We start from the raw sequence: 19,821 nt of genomic DNA on the forward strand, positions 1-19,821 counted from the left end.
TAAATGGTAGTAATTCAAGCGAAACAAAAAGAGCGGGTACAAAAAAACTCTCGTCCCTGGGCATATCAACAATATGCCCAGGGACGAGAGTTTTTCCCGCGGTTCCACCCTGGTTGATACAAAATGTATCCACCTTCGTCTGTATATACTCCAGATTGCCTTTTCCTTAAACCATTCTCTAGGCTCCCACCGTCCCTAGTTCGCTTTGTGAAGAGGATTTAAGTACTATTGATCCTTCAGCGTATATCATATGAATTTTAGTAGCTATATATTAGCATATCCTATGCAGAGAAACAATAACCTTGTGCAAAATGGGCTTTTTTTGTGATGTTTTCTTCCGGAATTTGAGGATAAAACCATATCTTTTATCCATATTTTTTGAAAACAAAAAACGTGATGAAAAGTTCGGTTTTCTTTTCATTTCACCCTCTTAGTTTTGTTATAATGAACAAATGGACGAGCGCGAACTTTTAAGTGTAAAGAAATGGAGGAACCTATATGTATGATATTAAAGAGTGGAGACATGTCTTTAAATTAGATCCTAATAAAGAAATTTCAGATGCAGATTTAGAAAAAATTTGCGAATCCGGCACGGATGCGGTTCTTGTTGGAGGATCAGACGGAGTAACTTTAGACAATGTGCTGCAGCTGCTAATGCGTATTCGCCGCTACACGGTGCCGTGTGCGCTAGAAGTATCAACAATTGACTCTGTAACGCCTGGTTTTGATTCTTATTTCATTCCGACCGTTTTAAACAGCAAGGATCCAAAGTGGATTGTTGACTTACATCATGCGGCGATGAAGGAATACGGTGAAATCATGGACTGGGATGAAATTTTTGTAGAAGGATACTGCGTACTTAACCCCGAAGCAAAAGTAGCTGCGCTGACGGAAGCGAAAACCGATTTGGATGCAGAAGATGTTGTAGCGTATGCTCGCATGGCTGAACGCATGTTTCATTTGCCCGTTTTCTATCTAGAATACAGTGGAACATATGGAGACCCTGCATTAGTGGCAGAAGTGAAAAATTCGCTAAATGAGACGAAGTTATTTTACGGCGGCGGTATTGAGACAAAAGAGCAAGCAAGTGAGATGGGAGAGCTAGCTGATACAGTTATTGTAGGAAATGTTATTTATACAAATTTATCGGAAGCATTAAAAACGGTAAAAGCGGTAAAAAAGAATATTGCACAGTGAAAAATAAATAAAGTAGAATAGAGAATATATGTTCGATATAGGCGGTGAAAACGTGAATTTTTTAAGTGAAAAATTATTAACAGGATTAAACCCTCAGCAGCAAGAGGCAGTTAAAACAACAGACGGACCATTATTACTTATGGCCGGTGCAGGAAGTGGAAAAACACGTGTATTAACGCATCGAATTGCGTTTTTAATGGCGGAAAAAGAAGTTGCACCTTGGAATATTTTAGCTATTACCTTCACAAACAAAGCAGCTCGTGAAATGAGAGAGCGTGTGGCAAGTATCGTTGGCGGAGTGGCAGAAGATATCTGGATTTCAACGTTCCACTCGATGTGCGTACGTATTTTACGAAGAGATATTGATCGTATTGGCTTTAATCGCAACTTTACGATTTTAGATTCAACGGATCAGCTGTCCGTTATTAAAAACATTTTAAAAGATCAAAACATCGACCCAAAAAAATTCGATCCGCGCTCGCTATTAGGAAGCATTAGTTCAGCTAAAAATGAACTGAAAGTAGCGGAAGAATTTGATAAAACAGCAGCGGGACCGTATGAAGAAGTTGTAAGTAAAGTCTATAAAGAGTATGAAAAGCGTTTAAAGAAAAACCAAGCGCTCGATTTTGATGATTTGATTATGACAACGATTCAGTTATTTAAACGAGTTCCTGAAGTGTTAACGTACTATCAGCGCAAGTTTCAATATATTCATGTGGACGAGTATCAAGATACAAACCATGCACAATATATGCTGGTTCGCTTGCTAGCAGCACGATTTGAAAATGTATGCGTAGTAGGGGATTCAGATCAGTCTATTTACCGCTGGCGCGGGGCTGATATTACAAATATCTTGTCATTTGAAAAAGATTACCCAAAAGCCAAAACCATTTTGCTTGAACAAAATTATCGTTCAACGAAAACGATTTTGGCTGCGGCAAACGGCGTCATTGCAAACAATATGAATCGTAAAGTGAAAAACTTATGGACGGAAAACGATGAAGGCCAGAAGATTTATCATTACCAAGCAATGAGTGAGCATGATGAGGCACAGTTTGTAGCACGTAAAATCAAAGAAGCAGTAGACAGCGGCAAACGTAAATATAGCGATTTTGCCATTTTGTATCGTACAAATGCACAGTCGCGTGTAATGGAGGAAGTACTGCTAAAATCCAATATTAACCATACAATTGTCGGCGGGATTAAGTTCTACGACCGCAAAGAGATTAAAGATTTGCTTGCGTACTTGCGCTTAATTGCCAACCAAGATGATGACATTAGCTTAGCTCGTATTGTGAACGTTCCAAAACGCGGAGTTGGAGCTACTTCAGTCGATAAAGTAGCCAATTACGGAAACGTTCATGACATTTCTATTTTCAAAGCGCTTGATGAAGTAGAATTGATGGGGTTAACGGGTAAAGCAACAAAGGCACTTCGTGATTTCCAATCAATGATTTCAAACTTAGCTCAAATGCAAGACTATATGTCTGTAACAGAGCTTGTGGAACAAGTATTAGAAAGAACAGGGTACCGTGAAGCGCTTAAAGTGGAAAAAACAATTGAAGCACAAAGTCGCTTAGAGAATATTGATGAGTTTTTATCTGTTACAAAAACGTTTGAAGAAGCAAGCGAAGATAAAAGCTTAGTAGCATTTTTAACCGATTTAGCGCTTGTTGCTGATATCGATAAGCTTGACGACGAGGAAGAAGAAGAGAACGAACAAGTGATTCTGATGACGCTTCACTCAGCAAAAGGTCTAGAGTTCCCGGTTGTTTTCCTAATGGGTATGGAAGAAGGCGTATTCCCTCATAGCCGATCGTTATTCGAAGATAATGAAATGGAAGAAGAACGACGCTTAGCCTACGTAGGGATTACACGTGCTGAACAAGAATTGTATTTATTAAATGCTCAAATGCGTACACTATTTGGTAAAACAAACGTCAATCCAAAATCGCGCTTCATTGGAGAAATCCCAAGCGAGCTTGTGGAATCTTTAAATGAAACGATGCGCAAGCCTGCTGCTGGTCGTTCAGGGGCTTCAGCTTCGCCGTTTGCAGCGCGCCGACAAGCGGCCGTGGCAAAAACGAAGCTTGTATCAACGGGCAGTGAATCGATTGGATGGAGCGTTGGAGATAAGGCCGAGCATAAAAAATGGGGAATTGGTACAGTTGTAAGTGTAAAAGGAGAAGGAGACTCAAAAGAATTAGACATTGCTTTTCCTAGTCCTACAGGTGTAAAAAGACTGCTTGCTAAATTTGCCCCGGTTACGAAAGTGTAATCGTGAAAAGGAGCTAGAATATGGAGTTTGAGACAGCAAAATCACGCGTTCAAGAATTACGTGACTTATTAAATCAATATGGTTATGAATATTATGTGTTAGATCAGCCATCTGTTCCAGATGCAGAATACGATAAATTAATGAATGAGTTAATTGAAATAGAAGAATCGTTTCCAGAATTAAAAACAGCTGACTCACCTACTCAGCGCATCGGCGGCCAAGTGCTCGATGCGTTTGAGAAGGTTCAGCATCAAACGTCTATGCTAAGTTTAGGAAATGCATTTAATGAAGAAGACCTTCGAGATTTTGATCGCCGAGTGCGCCAAGCCGTTGAAGACGAGTTTTCTTATGTATGCGAACTTAAAATTGACGGCCTTGCTGTATCTCTTCGCTATGAAGATGGATACTTAGTGCTGGGTGCTACGCGCGGAGATGGTACGACTGGTGAAAATATTACTGAAAACTTAAAAACAATTCGCTCGATTCCACTGCGAATTAAAGAACCGTTATCAATGGAAGTTCGCGGAGAAGCATTTATGCCGAGGAAATCATTCGAAGCACTTAATGAAGCAAAAATGGAAAGAGATGAAGTTCCGTTTGCTAACCCCCGTAACGCAGCTGCTGGCTCACTGCGTCAGCTAGATCCTAAAATTGCGGCAAAACGTAATTTAGATATCTTTGTATATGCCATGACTGATACAGGAGAATTAGAAATCGACTCTCACAGCGAAAGTTTGAATTTACTCGATGATCTTGGCTTTAAAACAAATAAAGAAAGACAGACGTGTGAAACCATTGATGATGTGATTGCTTATATCGAAAGCTGGCAAACGAAACGTCCAGAACTATCTTATGATATTGATGGCATTGTTGTAAAAGTAGATTCATTTGATCAGCAGGCTGAGCTTGGAACAACGGCCAAGAGTCCACGCTGGGCTATTGCTTATAAGTTTCCTGCTGAAGAAGTTGTAACCAAGCTTGTAAATATTGAGCTGACGGTAGGACGGACAGGTGTCATTACGCCAACAGCTATTTTGGAGCCGGTTCAAGTAGCAGGTACGACGGTACAGCGTGCGTCTCTTCACAATGAAGATTTAATTCGTGAAAAAGACATTCGCATCGGCGATTATGTCGTGGTGAAAAAAGCAGGAGATATTATTCCTGAAGTAGTGAATGTGATTGAAGAGAAGCGAACGGGAGAAGAGCAAGAATTTACGATGCCTACTCACTGCCCGGAATGTGAAAGTGAACTGGTGCGTTTAGAAGGAGAAGTAGCGCTTCGCTGCATTAATCCAAGCTGTCCTGCTCAAATTCGTGAAGGACTGATTCATTTCGTGTCCCGCAATGCGATGAACATTGATGGACTTGGTGAAAAAGTTATATCACAATTATTTCGCGAACAATTAATTAAAGATGTAGCAGATATTTATACGCTGACAAAACAGCAGTTAATCGAGCTCGAGCGCATGGGCGAGAAATCTGCTGATAATTTGATTGCGGCCATCGAAGCTTCTAAAGAAAATTCGCTTGAGCGTTTGCTTTTTGGTTTGGGTATTCGTCATGTTGGAGCAAAAGCTGCAAAGACGTTAGCTCAGCACTTTGAAACCATAGACAAGTTAACAAAAGCAACGTATGATGAATTAGTGGCAATTAATGAAATTGGTGCCAAAATGGCTGATGCTATTGTCGCTTACTTTACACAAGAAGAGGTTCAAGAACTTATACATGAATTAAAAGAGTATGGAGTAAACCTTACATACAAAGGACCCAAGCTTGTAAGTGTAGAAAATGTAGATTCTGTTTTTGCTGGTAAAACCGTTGTATTAACAGGTAAGCTTGAACAGCTATCTCGCAATGAGGCAAAAGCACAAATTGAAGCACTTGGCGGTAAAGTCACAGGAAGCGTAAGTAAAAAGACAGACCTTGTTGTGGCAGGGGAAGAGGCTGGTTCCAAACTGACAAAAGCTAACGAGCTTGAAATTGAAGTATGGGATGAGGCAAGGCTACTTACGGAATTAAATAAATAAGAGGTGTGTGTAGTTGAAAAAGATATTGTTACTTTCTCTTGCGGTCATGCTTGTAACTTCAGCGTGTGCACCGAACCTTTCGGACGATAAAGAGACTGTTCAACAAACCAACAACAAGAAAGAAAAAGCAGTTATTCCGAAGTATAGTATTTCAGATGATTATTACCGAACAATTCTTCCATTTAAAGCGGGAGTGGCAAGAGGCTTAGTCGCAGCAAACTTAAATAACCGCTTGGATGCGCAAGAATTTGAAACAGGCTTAATGCGCTTATCGACAGATAGCTATTCTCCGAAAAAATATGTGTATCAAGAAGGCCAGTACCTTGATAAAGATACCATTCGCTCATGGTTAAGCCGTAAGCTGAGTGATAAACAGTTTAAAGATCTTCAAAGCAAAGCAAAAGATGATACGGCGAAAAAGAAGCTTAAAAACAATGGGTTAAACCCAATTGATACAGAAAAAGGCGATTTGAAAACTCGTAACGAAACAAGTCCAATGTACTTAGCGAACATTACTGAGCAAGATTACCTTATTCAAGACGGAGACGATAAGGTGAAACTTGGAGGCGTCACAATTGGTCTGGCGATGAATTCTGTTCATTATTATACAGAGGAAAATGGTTATGCCCGTGAAAAACAACTAACCGATAAAAATATTGAAGAGCAAGGCAAAAAGATGGCCGATGAAATTGTGCAGCGTATGCGTAATATCAAGGGCTTAGAAAACGTTCCAATTCGAGTAGCACTATTCAAACAAAGTGCTAAGGCTTCTTTAACGCCAGGTAACTTCATGGCTGTCGGAAATGCAGGTTCAAATGATACGGCTGTTGGCAGCTGGGATAATTTAGATGAGAAATATTATTTATTCCCATCATCAGATGCAACAAAAGACCATCGAGACGATGCGATGAAATTTGATGAGTTTAAAGCGCAAATCGAAGACTACTTCCCGAACTTTACAAGCGTAGTAGGGAAAGGGTATTACAAAGATGGACAGCTTCAAAAAATGACGATTGATATTCCCGTACAATTTTACGGAAAAGGTGAAATTGTAGGATTTACTCAGTACGTTGCTGGTTTAATGCTTGATCATTTCCCTTCATATATGGAAACGAGTATCTCTATTAACTCAGTAAGCGGACCGGAAGCTCTCATTGTTAGAAAAGCAGATGAAGACAAGCCGTTCGTTCATATTTACGAAGAGTAAGCAAAAAAGACACTGCGAAAGCAGTGTCTTTTTCTAATTCTATGAAATTGCCTCCTATGAAGGAATGGCGTGAGAATTTTGTCTTGTAAACTTAGCAAGATAATAAGCAGCAAATGCAAATGCATCTTGTTCGGTTGTCCGCTCTTCATACGGGCGTTTTTTATCCAGCTCAAATTCTTTCTGATAATAAGGAATGTGATCTTGAATATGGTGACGCAGCTCGTGAAAGATGGTTTCAACAAGCGGAAGGTAGTCATCAAATTTAAAAATAAATATAATGCCGACTTCTCGCCAGTAAACACCTGAGGCAAACTGCAGGTATTCTGCTTCTTCTTCTCCAAGAGCGGAGACAATTTTATTGGCTTCACATGAATCACAAAAAATGATAGTAATATGAAAGGCTTTATTTAAACAAGCAAAAACATCTTTTTGCAAGGTGGACAAATCCCACTTGAATTCTTCATCTAATACAAACCATCTTCCGCTTTGCTGATACACAGGGCGCTGGTGGATGACTGACTGTATAAGTATTTTATTCAATTTTTATAGCACCTCTTTTACGGTAAAGTAGTTACTCGTTTTCTTTACTTTCCCAAAGACTAGTGAAATTAAAACATGATGGTGTGTTCTTCTAAAGCATGTTTCTTTTTCTATCTATCTTTTCTAAAAAGAAGGTTATTTTATACCTATGCAAGAGAGAAATATTTTATGACAAAGGAAAAGTATGGAATGTTGTTTGAATGAAATAGATTTGGTATAAAATAGAAGTGATAAATGTAAGCCCTGTCTTGTCTGGCGGGGTTTTTAATATTTTAGGAACTAGTCTCAGAAATGTTGCCTGTTGCTAGTGAAGTTTGGTATTATCAGTATATTGTAGTGGGACGAATATTCGGAGGTGAAGGAACATGTCAAGAATTTCTGTTGATCAAGTAAAACACGTTGCAAACTTAGCGAGACTTGCGGTGACGGATGACGAAGCAGAACTATTTACAAAACAATTAGATGCTATTATTACATATGCAGAACAATTAGATGAGCTAGATACTACAAATGTAAAACCAACTTCTCACGTATTGGATATGAAAAATGTGATGCGTGAAGATAAGCCAGCTAAAGGCTTACCAATTGAAGACGTAGTAAAAAACGCGCCAGACCACAAGGATGGCTACATTCGAGTACCAACTATTTTAGAATAAGGAAGGAGGCTTTACGATGTCTTTATTCGATCGTAAACTTTCAGAACTACATAGCCTTTTACACAAGAAAGAAGTACGTGTACAAGATTTAGTAGACGAATCATACAAACGTATTAATGAAGTAGATGATAAAGTAGGTGCGTTCTTAGCGCTTAATGAAGACAATGCTCGTGCTTATGCAAAAGAGCTAGATGAAGCATTACAAACAAAAGATGAATTTGGCCTATTATTTGGTATGCCGATCGGTGTAAAAGATAATATTGTCACAAAAGATTTACGTACAACTTGCTCTAGTAAAATTCTAGCAAACTTTGATCCGATTTATGATGCAACAGTTGTTCAAAAACTGCAGGCAGCTGAAGCAGTAACAATTGGTAAATTAAATATGGATGAATTCGCAATGGGTTCTTCAACTGAAAACTCAGGTCTTCAGTTAACGCGCAACCCATGGAATTTAGATTACGTACCGGGTGGATCTAGCGGTGGTTCAGCTGCAGCTGTAGCAGCAGGCGAAGTTCCGTTCTCTTTAGGTTCTGATACAGGTGGTTCAATTCGTCAACCAGCTGCTTATTGCGGTGTTGTTGGATTAAAACCAACGTATGGTCGCGTATCTCGTTACGGATTAGTGGCATTTGCATCCTCTTTAGATCAAATCGGACCAATCACAAATTCTGTTGAAGATAATGCATACTTACTTCAAGCAATTTCAGGCGTAGACCCAATGGATTCTACTTCTGCTAATGTTGATGTACCGGATTATGTATCTGCTTTAACAGGTGACGTAAAAGGCCTTAAAATTGCTGTTCCAAAAGAATACTTAGGCGAAGGTGTGGGCGAAGAAGCTCGCCAGTCTGTTTTAGATGCACTAAAAGTGTTAGAAGGACTAGGCGCAACTTGGGAAGAAGTATCGCTTCCACACTCTAAATACGCATTAGCTACTTATTATCTATTATCTTCTTCTGAAGCGTCTGCTAACTTATCTCGTTTTGACGGCGTTCGCTACGGATATCGTACAGATAATGCTGAGAACTTAATCGAAATGTACAAGCAGTCTCGAAGCGAAGGCTTTGGAAACGAAGTAAAACGCCGTATCATGCTTGGGACATTTGCGTTAAGCTCTGGTTATTATGATGCTTACTACAAAAAAGCACAGCAAGTACGTACGTTAATTAAGCAAGACTTTGAGTCTGTATTTGAAAACTATGACGTTATCATTGGACCAACTACACCAACTCCATCATTCAAAATTGGTGAGAAAACAGATGATCCATTAACAATGTATGCAAACGATATTTTAACAATCCCAGTAAACCTTGCTGGAGTACCTGGTATTTCTGTGCCTTGCGGCTTATCAAATGGATTGCCATTAGGGTTACAAATTATCGGTAAGCATTTCGACGAAAGCACAATCTATCGTGTTGCTCATGCATTCGAACAAGCAACTGAGCATCATAAAGCGAAACCAGCACTGTAAGGGGTGAGATAAAGATGAACTTTGAAACGATTATTGGTCTTGAAGTACACGTTGAGCTTAAGACAAAATCTAAAATTTTCTCAGCAAGTCCAAACGCATTTGGTGCGGCTCCAAATGCTAACACAAGTGTAATTGACTTAGGTTATCCTGGCGTACTACCTGTGTTAAACAAAGAAGCAGTTGATTTTGCAATGAAAGCGGCGCTTGCGCTAAACTGTGAAATCGCAACAGATACAAAGTTTGATCGTAAAAACTATTTCTATCCGGATAACCCAAAAGCTTATCAAATCTCTCAATTTGATAAACCAATTGGCGAGAACGGTTGGATTGAAGTAGAAGTTAAAGGTGAAACGAAGCGCATTCGTATCAACCGACTTCATTTAGAAGAAGATGCTGGTAAGTTAACGCATACAGGCGATGGCTATTCACTAGTAGACTTCAACCGTCAAGGTACACCTCTAATTGAGATTGTATCGGAAGCAGATATGCGTTCTCCTGAAGAAGCATATGCTTATTTAGAAAAACTAAAATCAATCATTCAATATACAGGCGTATCTGACTGTAAAATGGAAGAAGGTTCACTTCGCTGTGATGCCAATATTTCTTTACGTCCAGTTGGACAAGAAGAGTTTGGTACAAAAGCTGAGCTAAAGAACTTAAACTCATTTAACTATGTGCGCCGCGGTCTTGAACACGAAGAAATTCGTCAAGAAAAAGTGTTATTGTCTGGTGGCCTAATCGAGCAGGAAACACGCCGTTTTGATGAGTCTACGGGTGAAACAATTCTGATGCGTGTAAAAGAAGGATCTGACGACTACCGCTACTTCCCAGAGCCTGACTTATTAGAATTACACATCGACGAAGAGTGGAAAGAACGCGTTCGTGCTTCGATTCCTGAACTTCCAGATGCTCGTAAAAAGCGCTATGTAGAAGAGCTTGGCTTACCTGCTTATGATGCAATGGTATTAACGCTAACAAAAGAAATGTCTGATTTCTTTGAAGCAACACTTGCTGCAGGCGGAGATGCTAAGCTATCTTCTAACTGGTTAATGGGTGAAGTTTCTGCTTACTTAAACTCAAATCAAAAAGAACTTTCAGATGTAGCATTAACACCTGAAGGTCTAGCTGGTATGATTCAATTAATTCAAGAAGGCACAATTTCGTCTAAAATTGCGAAAAAAGTATTCAAAGAATTAATTGAAAATGGCGGAGATGCAAAGAAAATTGTAAAAGAAAAAGGTCTTGTACAAATTTCTGATGATGCAACTTTACGTAAATTCGTAACAGATGCATTAGATGCAAACCCTCAATCTATTGAAGATTTCAAAAACGGTAAGGATCGTGCAATCGGCTTCTTAGTTGGTCAAATTATGAAAGCTTCAAAAGGTCAAGCGAACCCACCGATGGTTAATAAAATTCTTTTAGAAGAAATTAATAAACGCTAAATTTGATAACTAAATGTGAGGTGGGCATCCATCTCACATTTATTATGAGTAAGGGCGATCGCGCTGAAGGTATGAATAAAAACCGAAACGTGAATATTGTATATCAAGGTTAATTTCTTTATAATATGTTTGTTCATGCCCCCTCTTGTTGATGATGTAATGTGAGGGGGCATTCTTTCACTGATAAAAGTAGGCAAAGATTTGTGACAAATTATCATTATTAGGATGATGAATATGAAAAGAGCGAGAATTATTTATAACCCGACATCGGGCCGTGAAATTTTTAAGAAAAACTTACCGGAAGTTTTGCAAAAGCTAGAGCAAGCAGGCTACGAAACATCTTGTCATGCTACAACTTGCGCTGGCGATGCAACAGAAGCTGCCAAAGTAGCAGTAGAGCGCCGCTTTGATGTTGTAATTGCAGCCGGTGGAGACGGTACCATCAATGAAGTGGTAAACGGTATTGCCGGACAAGACTATCGTCCGCAGCTAGGTATTATTCCTGTTGGAACAACCAATGACTTTGCTCGTGCCATTAATGTCCCGCGTACAATTGAAGGCGCTGTTAATGTTATTGTAGAAGGTGTAACGAAGCCAATTGATTTAGGCTGTGTAACAAACGACGGAGAAACGCATTACTTTGTAAATATCGCCGGAGGCGGCCGTTTAACTGAATTAACGTATGAAGTGCCAAGCAAGTTAAAAACAATGCTTGGACAGCTAGCTTACTATTTAAAAGGCATGGAAATGCTTCCTTCTATTAAACCAACATCCGTTGAAATTGAGTATGACGGAAAATTCTTTGGCGGCGAGATTATGTTCTTCCTCGTTTCCTTAACGAACTCAGTCGGCGGTTTTGAAAAGCTGGCACCAGACTCTTCTTTAGATGACGGCATGTTTGATTTAATTATTTTAAAGAAAGCAAATTTAGCTGAGTTTATTCGAATTGCGACACTTGCGCTGCGAGGAGAACATATCAATGATCCTCATATTATTTATACAAAAGCGAACCGTGTTAAAATTCATACGAATGATAAAATGCAGCTAAATCTAGATGGCGAGTACGGTGGGTTATTGCCTGGGGAATTTGTAAACTTATATCGCCATGTAGAAATCTTTGTTCCAAAAGCAACAGCTGAATTGATGGAAAAAAATGAGATCGCCTAATTGCGATCTTTTTTCATGCTTTCCTTTGTTTGGCTTTCGCTCTTATGGTACAATCAGTTCAGCATTTTCAAATGACTAAAAGGATGTAACGATAAATGGAAAAATTAAAACCACCTGTAGAAAAAAATGAATATATAGATGTTGCGTTTGAAGATTTAACGCATGACGGAGCGGGTGTAGCGAAAGTGAACGGATTTCCTATTTTCGTTCAAAATGCGCTGCCCGGCGAAAGCGGCCAAGTAAAAGTCATTAAAGTAAAAAAAGGCTATGCGTTTGGCAAGCTTATCAAGCACCATACAATTAGTGAGCAGCGTGTTGAAGCACCCTGTCCGGTATACAAGCAGTGCGGAGGCTGTCAGCTGCAGCATGTAAGCTATGAAGGACAGCTGCAATTTAAACAAAAGCAAGTAAAAGACGTCATGGCGCGAATTGGCCATTTACCTGACGTTCCGGTACATTCGACGCTAGGAATGAACGATCCTTGGCGCTATCGAAACAAAGCTCAAGTTCCCGTAGCAGAGCGAGAAGGCGGTTTGGTCGCTGGATTTTATCAGCAGCGAAGCCACGATATCATTAACATGGATGCCTGTTTGATTCAGCAGCAGGCAAATGATGATGTTGTTCAAGCTGTCAAATCAATCTGTGAAAAGCATGGGGTTTCTGCTTACCAAGAACAAAAGCATAAAGGCTCGCTTCGTCATATCATGGCGCGCTACGGACTTGTAACGGGTGAAATTATGGTTGTAATTGTGACTCGTACAGCTGAGTTGCCAAACAAAAAGCGTATTATAGAAGACATTATCGAAGCCGTGCCGAACGTGAAATCAATTGTTCAAAACGTCAACAGCAAGCGCACGAACGTCATTTTAGGGAACCAAACGAACGTACTTTGGGGAGAAGAATATATTTACGACTATATCGGCGACGTTAAATTTGCCATTTCAGCAAAATCATTCTATCAAGTAAACCCTGAGCAAACGAAAGTGCTTTATGACAAAGCGCTCGAGTATGCAGATTTAACAGGAGAAGAAACGGTCATTGACGCCTACTGTGGAATCGGAACAATCTCGTTATTTCTCGCTCAAAAAGCGAAAAAAGTATATGGCGTTGAAATCGTGCCTGAAGCGATTGAAGATGCAAAGCGCAACGCTGAGCTAAACGGTATTCACAACGCTGAATTCGAAGTAGGCGAAGCAGAGGTCGTCATTCCAAACTGGTACAAACAAGGCATCAAAGCGGACGTCATCGTCGTAGATCCGCCGCGAAAAGGATGCGACGAAGCCCTTTTAAATACCATTATCGAGATGAAGCCGAAAAAAGTTGTCTATGTTTCATGCGGACCAGCAACTCTTGCGCGTGATCTAGCTATTCTAGAAAAAGGCGGCTATGAGACGGTTGAAGTTCAGCCTGTTGATATGTTCCCGCATACGACGCATGTGGAGAATGTGGCGGTGCTTACATTAAAATAAGGAAATTGTTTGAAACACCACTATCATTAGGAATGGTAGTGGTGTTTTATATTGGCTTTTATTTTTAATACAGTACGGAATATACTAAAAGATTTATAGAGAAACAAATAAAAGCAATTATAAATGGGAGTAAAAAGATTCCTAAATATACATAAGGCAAAATGGAGGAAGCAAATTGATTACGTGGGAAACGGATGAAAAAGAGGTAAGTTTAGAAACCATTTTGAATGTAGAAAAAGTATGGGATGTATTGTTTCCAATCGACTTTATTGAATGTGTAACAAAGTATCATGGTGGAGAACCTTCAGCTGATGGATTTAATGTTGGACAGAGAGAATGTTCTTTTTACCACTTACTAAGTTTTAATCAGGAGAAAAAGGATTACATTTTAAACGTGTATCATGATATTAAATACCAGCTAGTTGATGGTATTTACCCATTTGGATATGACATAGCGGATAATCATGTATGTTTTGACTACCGTTCTAACTCTCAGCGGCCTATTATCGTTTTTATAAATCATGAACTAGCATATGAGAATCCTGAAAGCAGTATTTTTTTCGTCGCCCATTCATTTGAAGAATTTATTAATGGTTTATATGAAGAAGAATAAAATTAAAATAACTTTCCACCAAGAGGCTGGGACAAAAGTATTTTAACCCAAGTAAAAAACGAACCATTAATTAACATGTTTGATTCGTGGTTTATTTTTTTGTTAGGGCAAATAAGTGTCGTCTGTTTCGTTCCTTCTAGCAGTTGATTGGAGGGCAAGGCGAAGACTCCTGCGGGAAAAGCGGAACAGGTGAGACCCCGCAGGAGCGCAAGCGACGAGGAGGCTCAGCGGCCGCCCGCGGAAAGCGAAGTCTTGCACGGAAATCAACTGCGGTTCCATACAAGCTCATCTATACTAGTTGTTCGCCTTTAAATCAGATTCATTTCATTATGATGTCTCAACTTCTTTTAGGTTAAATAAGTACGGAAAAGGTAAAGTTAGCATTTTTATACCAAAAGCAGCAAAAGCTTGATATAAAAGCATTATCCGCTTGTATGTCCGTTTTATTTTGCCGTTTGTCCACCCCACCAACACAGCAAATTTCTGAATATACTTTTTTTAAGGTTTTCAATATTTTAGGAATTATAATAAAGAAGCAATAAATGAAAACATTATATTTGTGGTAAGAGGTGAAGGGACATCATGTATAGAGCAATTGCTATTATAGCAGGTTCTGTGTTAATTGGATTTGCATACAATTGGTTTTTAATCCCCCATAAAGTGCTAAGCAGCGGTATTAGCGGTATTGCTATGATTATAGGAATTTTAACGCCTGCAAGCACGGGAACAATGAATTTTTTGTTGAATTTACCCCTTTTAATTATTGGTTTTATGAAGTTAGGAAAGCGGTTTGTCTTACATACGCTGCTGTCCGTTGTGGCTTTATCAATTGCTTTATACGTGATTCCCTTGAGAACTGTTAGTACAGATCCTATTCTGTCAGCTGTTTTTGGAGGAGTTTTAACTGGAATTGGCGTAGGGTTTGTTTTTCGTCAATCAGCTTCGACAGGTGGATTTGATATTATTGCGATGCTTCTTACGCATAAAAAAGAATTTCCTCTTGGCGCTATATTATCAGCGATGAATGCCGTGGTTGTATTTGTTTCAGGTTTCTTTGTGAATTGGGACGCAGCTTTATATACGATGCTTTCGATTTTCGTCACAGGAAAAGTAGTGGATGCGATTCATACTCGCCACATTAAGCTCACGTTAACCATTATTACGAGAAAAGGCGAAGAAATGAAGCAACAGCTTCTTACGAATTTGGTGCGCGGTGTGACGTTAATGAACGGTGAAGGAGCTTATTCAAGAGAAGACCGTAAAATATTAATGACGGTGATTTCACGCTATGAGCTTGCAAACCTCAAGCAGTTAATTCAATCTGTGGATCCTGAAGCTTTCGTAAATATTACAGAAACGGTAGAAGTAATGGGGCTGTTTCGACGGGATGCCTATTAATATATTTGTTATTTCAGCGCCGATTTATGATAAATAGCCATTTTTATAGTATAAAAGTTATAAAAAAAGCCTTAAGAGTAGTTCTTGAGGCTTTTTTTGCGTAAAATATGAGTAAGAAAATATCGTGTATGAAAAGTATAAAAAAGGGAATTTGATAGAGTACATAAAATATTGACATCAAAAAGGAGAGACTATATGACGGTAGAATATCAGTTAACGAAAAAGAAATATTACGAAACGTTTATGCAAGAAAATGAAAATCAGCCGCCTGTAAAAGTCCTTGGACAAGCTTATTACGAAGAGCAGCAAAAAGAGTGGTACGACTTATCGCTCATTCGCTTAGCTCAGGGAGAAGTGTACTTCCACAATCAAGATTTTGAATCCGCGATTTTTAAGTGGGAGAATGTAAATGGCGAGTTTAAGCTGTGGGCGAAGAAAAATACAGCCGACGCACATTATGAATTGGGGTTGTCTACGCTCGCTGAAGAGCTTTACCTATCCATCGAAACGGATTCAAAAGTATTAAAAGCTGAAATAGCGCTAAAGCTGTTTTCGCTTTATACGGACCATAACAATATTGAACGAGCTTATGAAGTTATTAACGAGCTGGTTGCTTCTCAGCCGGATTATCCAAACGTCACGGCGATTGCGCGAAGATTTTATGAAGAGCAAGAAGATTTTAATAGCGCAGTGGAGCTTGCAGTAGATGAGTGTATTCGAACAGAATCGCTGAATTGGTTTGCGGTATTAAAGACTTACGTAGATAAAGGATATACAGCAAACTTTATCCCTAACTATTTTTATCAAGTGATGATTTCATTTTACAAAGTGGACCAAGTATATTTCAAACAGCTTGTCTCAGCTTTATGGAAACAATATAAGAGTCAGCCTCCTTATCTTGCTTGGATTAAAACCATCAATGATATTTTCTTGAATATTGAAGTGGGTCTCTATGATTATTGGCAAGAGATTTCAACTCTTTATCAAGAGACGTACACTGACTTAATGGAAAGTGATCATTCTGTAAAGGAATTGCATGAAGTCATTCCGAACGTATTAACAAACTGGCTTAAAATTACTAATAAGTCACGTGCGTTATTTCCGTCTGCGGCCGTGCTTTCATGGAATGAAAAGTTTCCGTCAACTATTGATACCATTACAATCGAAAATGCAGGCAGATTAATTTTTGAGGCGCGTAACGACATTGATGGTCTTGAATATCACTACAAACTTTGCCATGGCATTATTAAATGGGCTAATGAAAATGGTTTAGAAGTGGGGCACACCTTTAAATGGTGGGTAGACTTTTTATTAGATGCTCATACGACACACTTATTAATTACAGGAACAAATGCTGCAACGTCTTCATTTGTGGGATCGATTACAGAAGAAAAGGTACCGCAAAATCATGAAACAACCTTTGTGTTCATTCATGATGAAGAAGAATCTATCCAGCAAATCGCTGATCAAGAAATCATTCCGATGGAAACGATTGACGGAGCGGAGCAATCTTCTCACCAGGCGCTTGTAGAAGTGAAAAAACCTTTTGCGTTCCTTGATAAGCATAATTGTTCATGCATTGTTACGCCAAGCTTTACAGAACAAGAGGCGCGTGAGCAGGATGCATTTAAATATGCTCCTTTAGCAGATGGTTTACTGTTTGTGCTTGATGCAAAAGAATCGCTGCTTGATGAAGAAAGAGAATTATTGCTGGAGATTAAAGAATATGCGCCAAATACGCCAGTTCATTTTGTCATCAACAATATGGACAGTCTTTATAATCAAGCAACGATTGAGCGAATTACAAAAGAATTTGAGGCAAGCATTGGCGCTGATTTCCCACAGGCGCATGTATTAGCCTATACGCCTCACTACGTATCGAGTCAGCACCACGGAGACTTGGCTCAGTTTATTAAAGCTAATTTCTATTACGATCCAAACGACGTTGGAGTAGAAGAGCGTGCGCGCAGACTGCTGTTCTTTATTCAAAGCATGCTAAAGGGCTTAGTGGAGAAGAGAAATCACACAGAAAATCATTTGATTGAAAGTATTAAATGGAACGAAGATATGCTTGTGCGATTAAATGGCTTCTTGCATCGAGTGGATGACTTAGAACAAGAAAAAGCAAGTAGTATTGTTTCGGCTTATCACGGCATCAAAGAGGATATCAGCAAAAAGCTAAAAAATAAAATTCCTCGTTTACTCAAAAAGTCTTCAGAATTAGTGAAGGAAGACAGTGATTTTAGTACGGTTCATATTGAGCTGAATAAACAAATGAATATGCGCGTGGAAGAGCACTTGCAGCAAGATGTCCTACCTAAGTTCCGTATTTCTTTAAAGGACTGGATTGCTACATCAAATGAAGAGCTGATTGCGAGTCAAGTAGATATTGAAGAAGTAGCAGAGTCATTAAATAAGATGTACAATGAGCAAAAATTAACGTTAGCATGCGATTTTAAAGTGCTGGACGACTGGCGCCGCGACGTTAATCGGATGGCTAATCGGGTTCAGCTGGATGAAGAAAATATTTTACTTCGCGTTAATCCAGCGCAGCTTTTGTTAAAAGGAGCAGGAAAGCTGTTTTCTTCCATTCTTCAAAATCAAACGCTGCTTTATAATCAATATAAAAAGTACATTGAAAGTCAAGACTATCAAGATATCACAGAATCTATGCTGGCAAAGTTTTTTATGCAATTTAATTTATTTGAGAAAAATTTAGAAGTTGATATTGAACTATTCTTTGAAAAGCCAAAAGAGGTTCTAAAAGAAACAATTGAAGAAACACAGGCGCATATTAATGAAAATCAAGACGTATTAAGTCATATGAAAGCCAATCCTGAAGCTTACTATGATCCGTTAACATTATTCCAGCTTCGCTTGCGTCAGTATGAGTTAATGGTTAAAGCTACAGAAGAAGTACACTATAACGTCTAAAAGGTGGAGCAGGATGTATTTAACGATAAAAGAAGCAGCAGAGTATCTATCTTTTCCTGAAGAATATGTACAGAAATTGATTCAAGAAGGAAAAGTAAGGGCTATATTTGATGGTGAAAACTACTTATTAAATAAAGAGCAGTTTAACACCCATTTAGAGCAAATGGAAAAGTACAAAAAACAAATTGAAGAATACCTAAATGAGCCAATCCCTGAAGATATGGACGTAAAAGATGAAGATTGAAGGCCGAAGCAGAAAACAGATGTTTTCTGCTTTTTCTTTTGGAGTGAAAGTGTTAAAAAAGGTAAGATATGAAAGAAATGTCGAAAAAAGTTGGAATTTCGTTAAAGATGTAGTCTTTTTAGATGCTTTTTTTATATAATGAAAGTATGCTAAACAAAAAGGAGAAGGTCTATGCAACGATCAAGACAGTTAAGGCTGATTTTATTGCTTGCCCTGCTTGTTGTCGCTTCGTTTTTAATTATTATTGTTTCGAAAACACAAGGGATTATAAGTCAGCAAACGACAAAAAAAGTAGAAAACACAAGCGTTGCAATTCTCACCTCTGATGTACTGACAGATCAAAGCTGGGGCAGTCTAGCTTATAAAGGAAAAATCAACATCGAGCAGAAGTACCCCGTTTCGGCTCAAGTTATTAGCGAAGTAAATACGAACCAAAAAATGAAGGAAGCTGCTGAAAAAGTTATTCAAAATGGAACAAAAGTCGTAATTGGACATGGAAGAGAATTTTCTACCGTTTTTACAGAACTCGCTCCTAAGTATCCTCATGTTCATTTCGTCACCATTCACGGTACTTCAATGTATAAAAACCAAACTGTATATACATTTGATCAAACAAAAATAGAACATCTGGCAGGCACGGCAGCTGCCATGAAGACAAAAACGAAAAAAATTGGATTAATTGATGCATTTGAAGCACGCGAAAAAAATCCAGGGTTTGAAAAAGGCCTAAAAGCGTCTGATTCCTCAATTGCTTTTTATTATCGAGTTGTAAACAGCCGAGACGATGGAGCAAAAGCAGTAAAGCTGCTCCGCGAGTTAAAAGCTCAAGGTGTCGATATCGTCTATGCTAAAGGAAATTCGTATAATCAAGAAGTTATTCAAGAAGCGAAAACACAAGGAATGTACGTAATAGGATATTTAGATGATCAGGCGTACATGGGTAGGTCTGTTATTTTAACAAGTGTGATAAATGATGTTCCTCAAGCTTACAACGTGATTATGAAGAACTATTTTAGTAAAAAGGGTCTTCCATCTGGAGAAGTCAAACTTGGCGCCAGGGACGGTGTTTATAAACTAGCGCCTTTTGGACCGATGTACAGTAAACAAGAAAAACAAATTTTATATTCGAAAGTTAGAATGTCTACACAGCCGAAGTAACTATGAAAAAGAAA

16 protein-coding genes are annotated in these 19,821 nt (G+C 38.8%); 15 read left to right on the forward strand and 1 reads right to left on the reverse strand.

Annotation, left to right across the window (positions count from 1 at the left end; all coding sequences use genetic code 11):
• The first annotated feature begins 498 nt into the window (after positions 1-498).
• Genes pcrB through ACH0CI_RS23015 form a run of 4 tightly spaced genes read left to right on the forward strand, consistent with a single transcriptional unit; the run spans position 499 to position 6,709 of the window.
• Positions 499-1,197 carry a heptaprenylglyceryl phosphate synthase gene (gene pcrB, locus ACH0CI_RS23000; RefSeq protein WP_033580830.1) on the forward strand — a complete coding sequence of 233 codons (699 nt, stop codon included), beginning with the start codon at positions 499-501 and terminating at the stop codon, positions 1,195-1,197.
• 52 nt (positions 1,198-1,249) lie between these two features.
• Positions 1,250-3,475, forward strand: a complete 2,226-nt coding sequence (gene pcrA / locus ACH0CI_RS23005; protein ID WP_406902319.1) for a DNA helicase PcrA — start codon at positions 1,250-1,252, stop codon at positions 3,473-3,475.
• 20 nt (positions 3,476-3,495) lie between these two features.
• The gene (gene ligA / locus ACH0CI_RS23010) at positions 3,496-5,502 is read left to right on the forward strand and encodes an NAD-dependent DNA ligase LigA (RefSeq protein ID WP_028412523.1); all 2,007 of its coding nucleotides are present in this window, start codon (positions 3,496-3,498) and stop codon (positions 5,500-5,502) included.
• Positions 5,503-5,515: 13 nt separating this feature from the next.
• The gene (locus ACH0CI_RS23015) at positions 5,516-6,709 is read left to right on the forward strand and encodes a CamS family sex pheromone protein (protein ID WP_394547667.1); all 1,194 of its coding nucleotides are present in this window, start codon (positions 5,516-5,518) and stop codon (positions 6,707-6,709) included.
• Between the two features lie 54 nt (positions 6,710-6,763).
• On the opposite strand, the gene ACH0CI_RS23020 is transcribed toward ACH0CI_RS23015, so the two are convergent.
• Positions 6,764-7,249 (reverse strand): DUF3920 family protein, encoded by a 486-nt coding sequence (locus ACH0CI_RS23020; protein WP_335706959.1) that lies wholly within the window; start codon positions 7,247-7,249, stop codon positions 6,764-6,766.
• A gap of 365 nt (positions 7,250-7,614) precedes the next feature.
• Here ACH0CI_RS23020 and gatC point away from each other — a divergent pair, with 365 nt between their 5' ends.
• The 11 genes from gatC to ACH0CI_RS23075 all read left to right on the forward strand — a co-directional run bounded on the left by gatC (position 7,615) and on the right by ACH0CI_RS23075 (position 19,807).
• Positions 7,615-7,905, forward strand: coding sequence for an Asp-tRNA(Asn)/Glu-tRNA(Gln) amidotransferase subunit GatC (gene gatC / locus ACH0CI_RS23025; protein ID WP_013055055.1), 291 nt, complete (start codon positions 7,615-7,617; stop codon positions 7,903-7,905).
• Positions 7,906-7,921: 16 nt separating this feature from the next.
• Positions 7,922-9,379, forward strand: coding sequence for an Asp-tRNA(Asn)/Glu-tRNA(Gln) amidotransferase subunit GatA (gene gatA / locus ACH0CI_RS23030; protein ID WP_013055056.1), 1,458 nt, complete (start codon positions 7,922-7,924; stop codon positions 9,377-9,379).
• A gap of 14 nt (positions 9,380-9,393) precedes the next feature.
• Positions 9,394-10,824, forward strand: a complete 1,431-nt coding sequence (gene gatB / locus ACH0CI_RS23035; protein WP_013055057.1) for an Asp-tRNA(Asn)/Glu-tRNA(Gln) amidotransferase subunit GatB — start codon at positions 9,394-9,396, stop codon at positions 10,822-10,824.
• Between the two features lie 234 nt (positions 10,825-11,058).
• The gene (locus ACH0CI_RS23040; RefSeq protein ID WP_335706960.1) at positions 11,059-11,991 is read left to right on the forward strand and encodes a diacylglycerol kinase; all 933 of its coding nucleotides are present in this window, start codon (positions 11,059-11,061) and stop codon (positions 11,989-11,991) included.
• A gap of 95 nt (positions 11,992-12,086) precedes the next feature.
• The gene (gene rlmD, locus ACH0CI_RS23045; RefSeq protein ID WP_047751760.1) at positions 12,087-13,460 is read left to right on the forward strand and encodes a 23S rRNA (uracil(1939)-C(5))-methyltransferase RlmD; all 1,374 of its coding nucleotides are present in this window, start codon (positions 12,087-12,089) and stop codon (positions 13,458-13,460) included.
• Between the two features lie 175 nt (positions 13,461-13,635).
• Complete coding sequence (locus tag ACH0CI_RS23050; protein ID WP_047751759.1) at positions 13,636-14,073, forward strand: SMI1/KNR4 family protein; 438 nt, start codon at positions 13,636-13,638, stop codon at positions 14,071-14,073.
• Positions 14,074-14,216: 143 nt separating this feature from the next.
• Positions 14,217-14,429, forward strand: coding sequence for a hypothetical protein (locus ACH0CI_RS23055; RefSeq protein ID WP_080963428.1), 213 nt, complete (start codon positions 14,217-14,219; stop codon positions 14,427-14,429).
• A 226-nt stretch (positions 14,430-14,655) separates the two neighbouring features.
• Positions 14,656-15,471, forward strand: coding sequence for a YitT family protein (locus ACH0CI_RS23060; protein WP_154990694.1), 816 nt, complete (start codon positions 14,656-14,658; stop codon positions 15,469-15,471).
• 195 nt (positions 15,472-15,666) lie between these two features.
• Positions 15,667-18,405, forward strand: a complete 2,739-nt coding sequence (locus tag ACH0CI_RS23065) for a GTPase domain-containing protein (protein WP_335706963.1) — start codon at positions 15,667-15,669, stop codon at positions 18,403-18,405.
• A gap of 13 nt (positions 18,406-18,418) precedes the next feature.
• Positions 18,419-18,649, forward strand: coding sequence for a helix-turn-helix domain-containing protein (locus ACH0CI_RS23070; RefSeq protein ID WP_013055062.1), 231 nt, complete (start codon positions 18,419-18,421; stop codon positions 18,647-18,649).
• Positions 18,650-18,820: 171 nt separating this feature from the next.
• Positions 18,821-19,807 carry a BMP family ABC transporter substrate-binding protein gene (locus ACH0CI_RS23075; RefSeq protein WP_406902320.1) on the forward strand — a complete coding sequence of 329 codons (987 nt, stop codon included), beginning with the start codon at positions 18,821-18,823 and terminating at the stop codon, positions 19,805-19,807.
• Positions 19,808-19,821: the final 14 nt, after the last annotated feature.

It is taken from the genome of Priestia sp. 179-F W1.4 NHS, from assembly GCF_045369295.1.
Classification (GTDB): domain Bacteria; phylum Bacillota; class Bacilli; order Bacillales; family Bacillaceae_H; genus Priestia; species Priestia zanthoxyli.

Coding starts and splice junctions, on each gene's coding strand:
- gatB (WP_013055057.1), top strand. CDS start 9,394: ATGAACTTTGAAACGATTATTGGTCTTGAAGTACACGTTGAGCTTAAG.
- gatA (WP_013055056.1), top strand. CDS start 7,922: ATGTCTTTATTCGATCGTAAACTTTCAGAACTACATAGCCTTTTACAC.
- pcrB (WP_033580830.1), top strand. CDS start 499: ATGTATGATATTAAAGAGTGGAGACATGTCTTTAAATTAGATCCTAAT.
- ligA (WP_028412523.1), top strand. CDS start 3,496: ATGGAGTTTGAGACAGCAAAATCACGCGTTCAAGAATTACGTGACTTA.
- ACH0CI_RS23040 (WP_335706960.1), top strand. CDS start 11,059: ATGAAAAGAGCGAGAATTATTTATAACCCGACATCGGGCCGTGAAATT.
- gatC (WP_013055055.1), top strand. CDS start 7,615: ATGTCAAGAATTTCTGTTGATCAAGTAAAACACGTTGCAAACTTAGCG.
- rlmD (WP_047751760.1), top strand. CDS start 12,087: ATGGAAAAATTAAAACCACCTGTAGAAAAAAATGAATATATAGATGTT.
- ACH0CI_RS23060 (WP_154990694.1), top strand. CDS start 14,656: ATGTATAGAGCAATTGCTATTATAGCAGGTTCTGTGTTAATTGGATTT.
- ACH0CI_RS23065 (WP_335706963.1), top strand. CDS start 15,667: ATGACGGTAGAATATCAGTTAACGAAAAAGAAATATTACGAAACGTTT.
- ACH0CI_RS23070 (WP_013055062.1), top strand. CDS start 18,419: ATGTATTTAACGATAAAAGAAGCAGCAGAGTATCTATCTTTTCCTGAA.
- ACH0CI_RS23075 (WP_406902320.1), top strand. CDS start 18,821: ATGCAACGATCAAGACAGTTAAGGCTGATTTTATTGCTTGCCCTGCTT.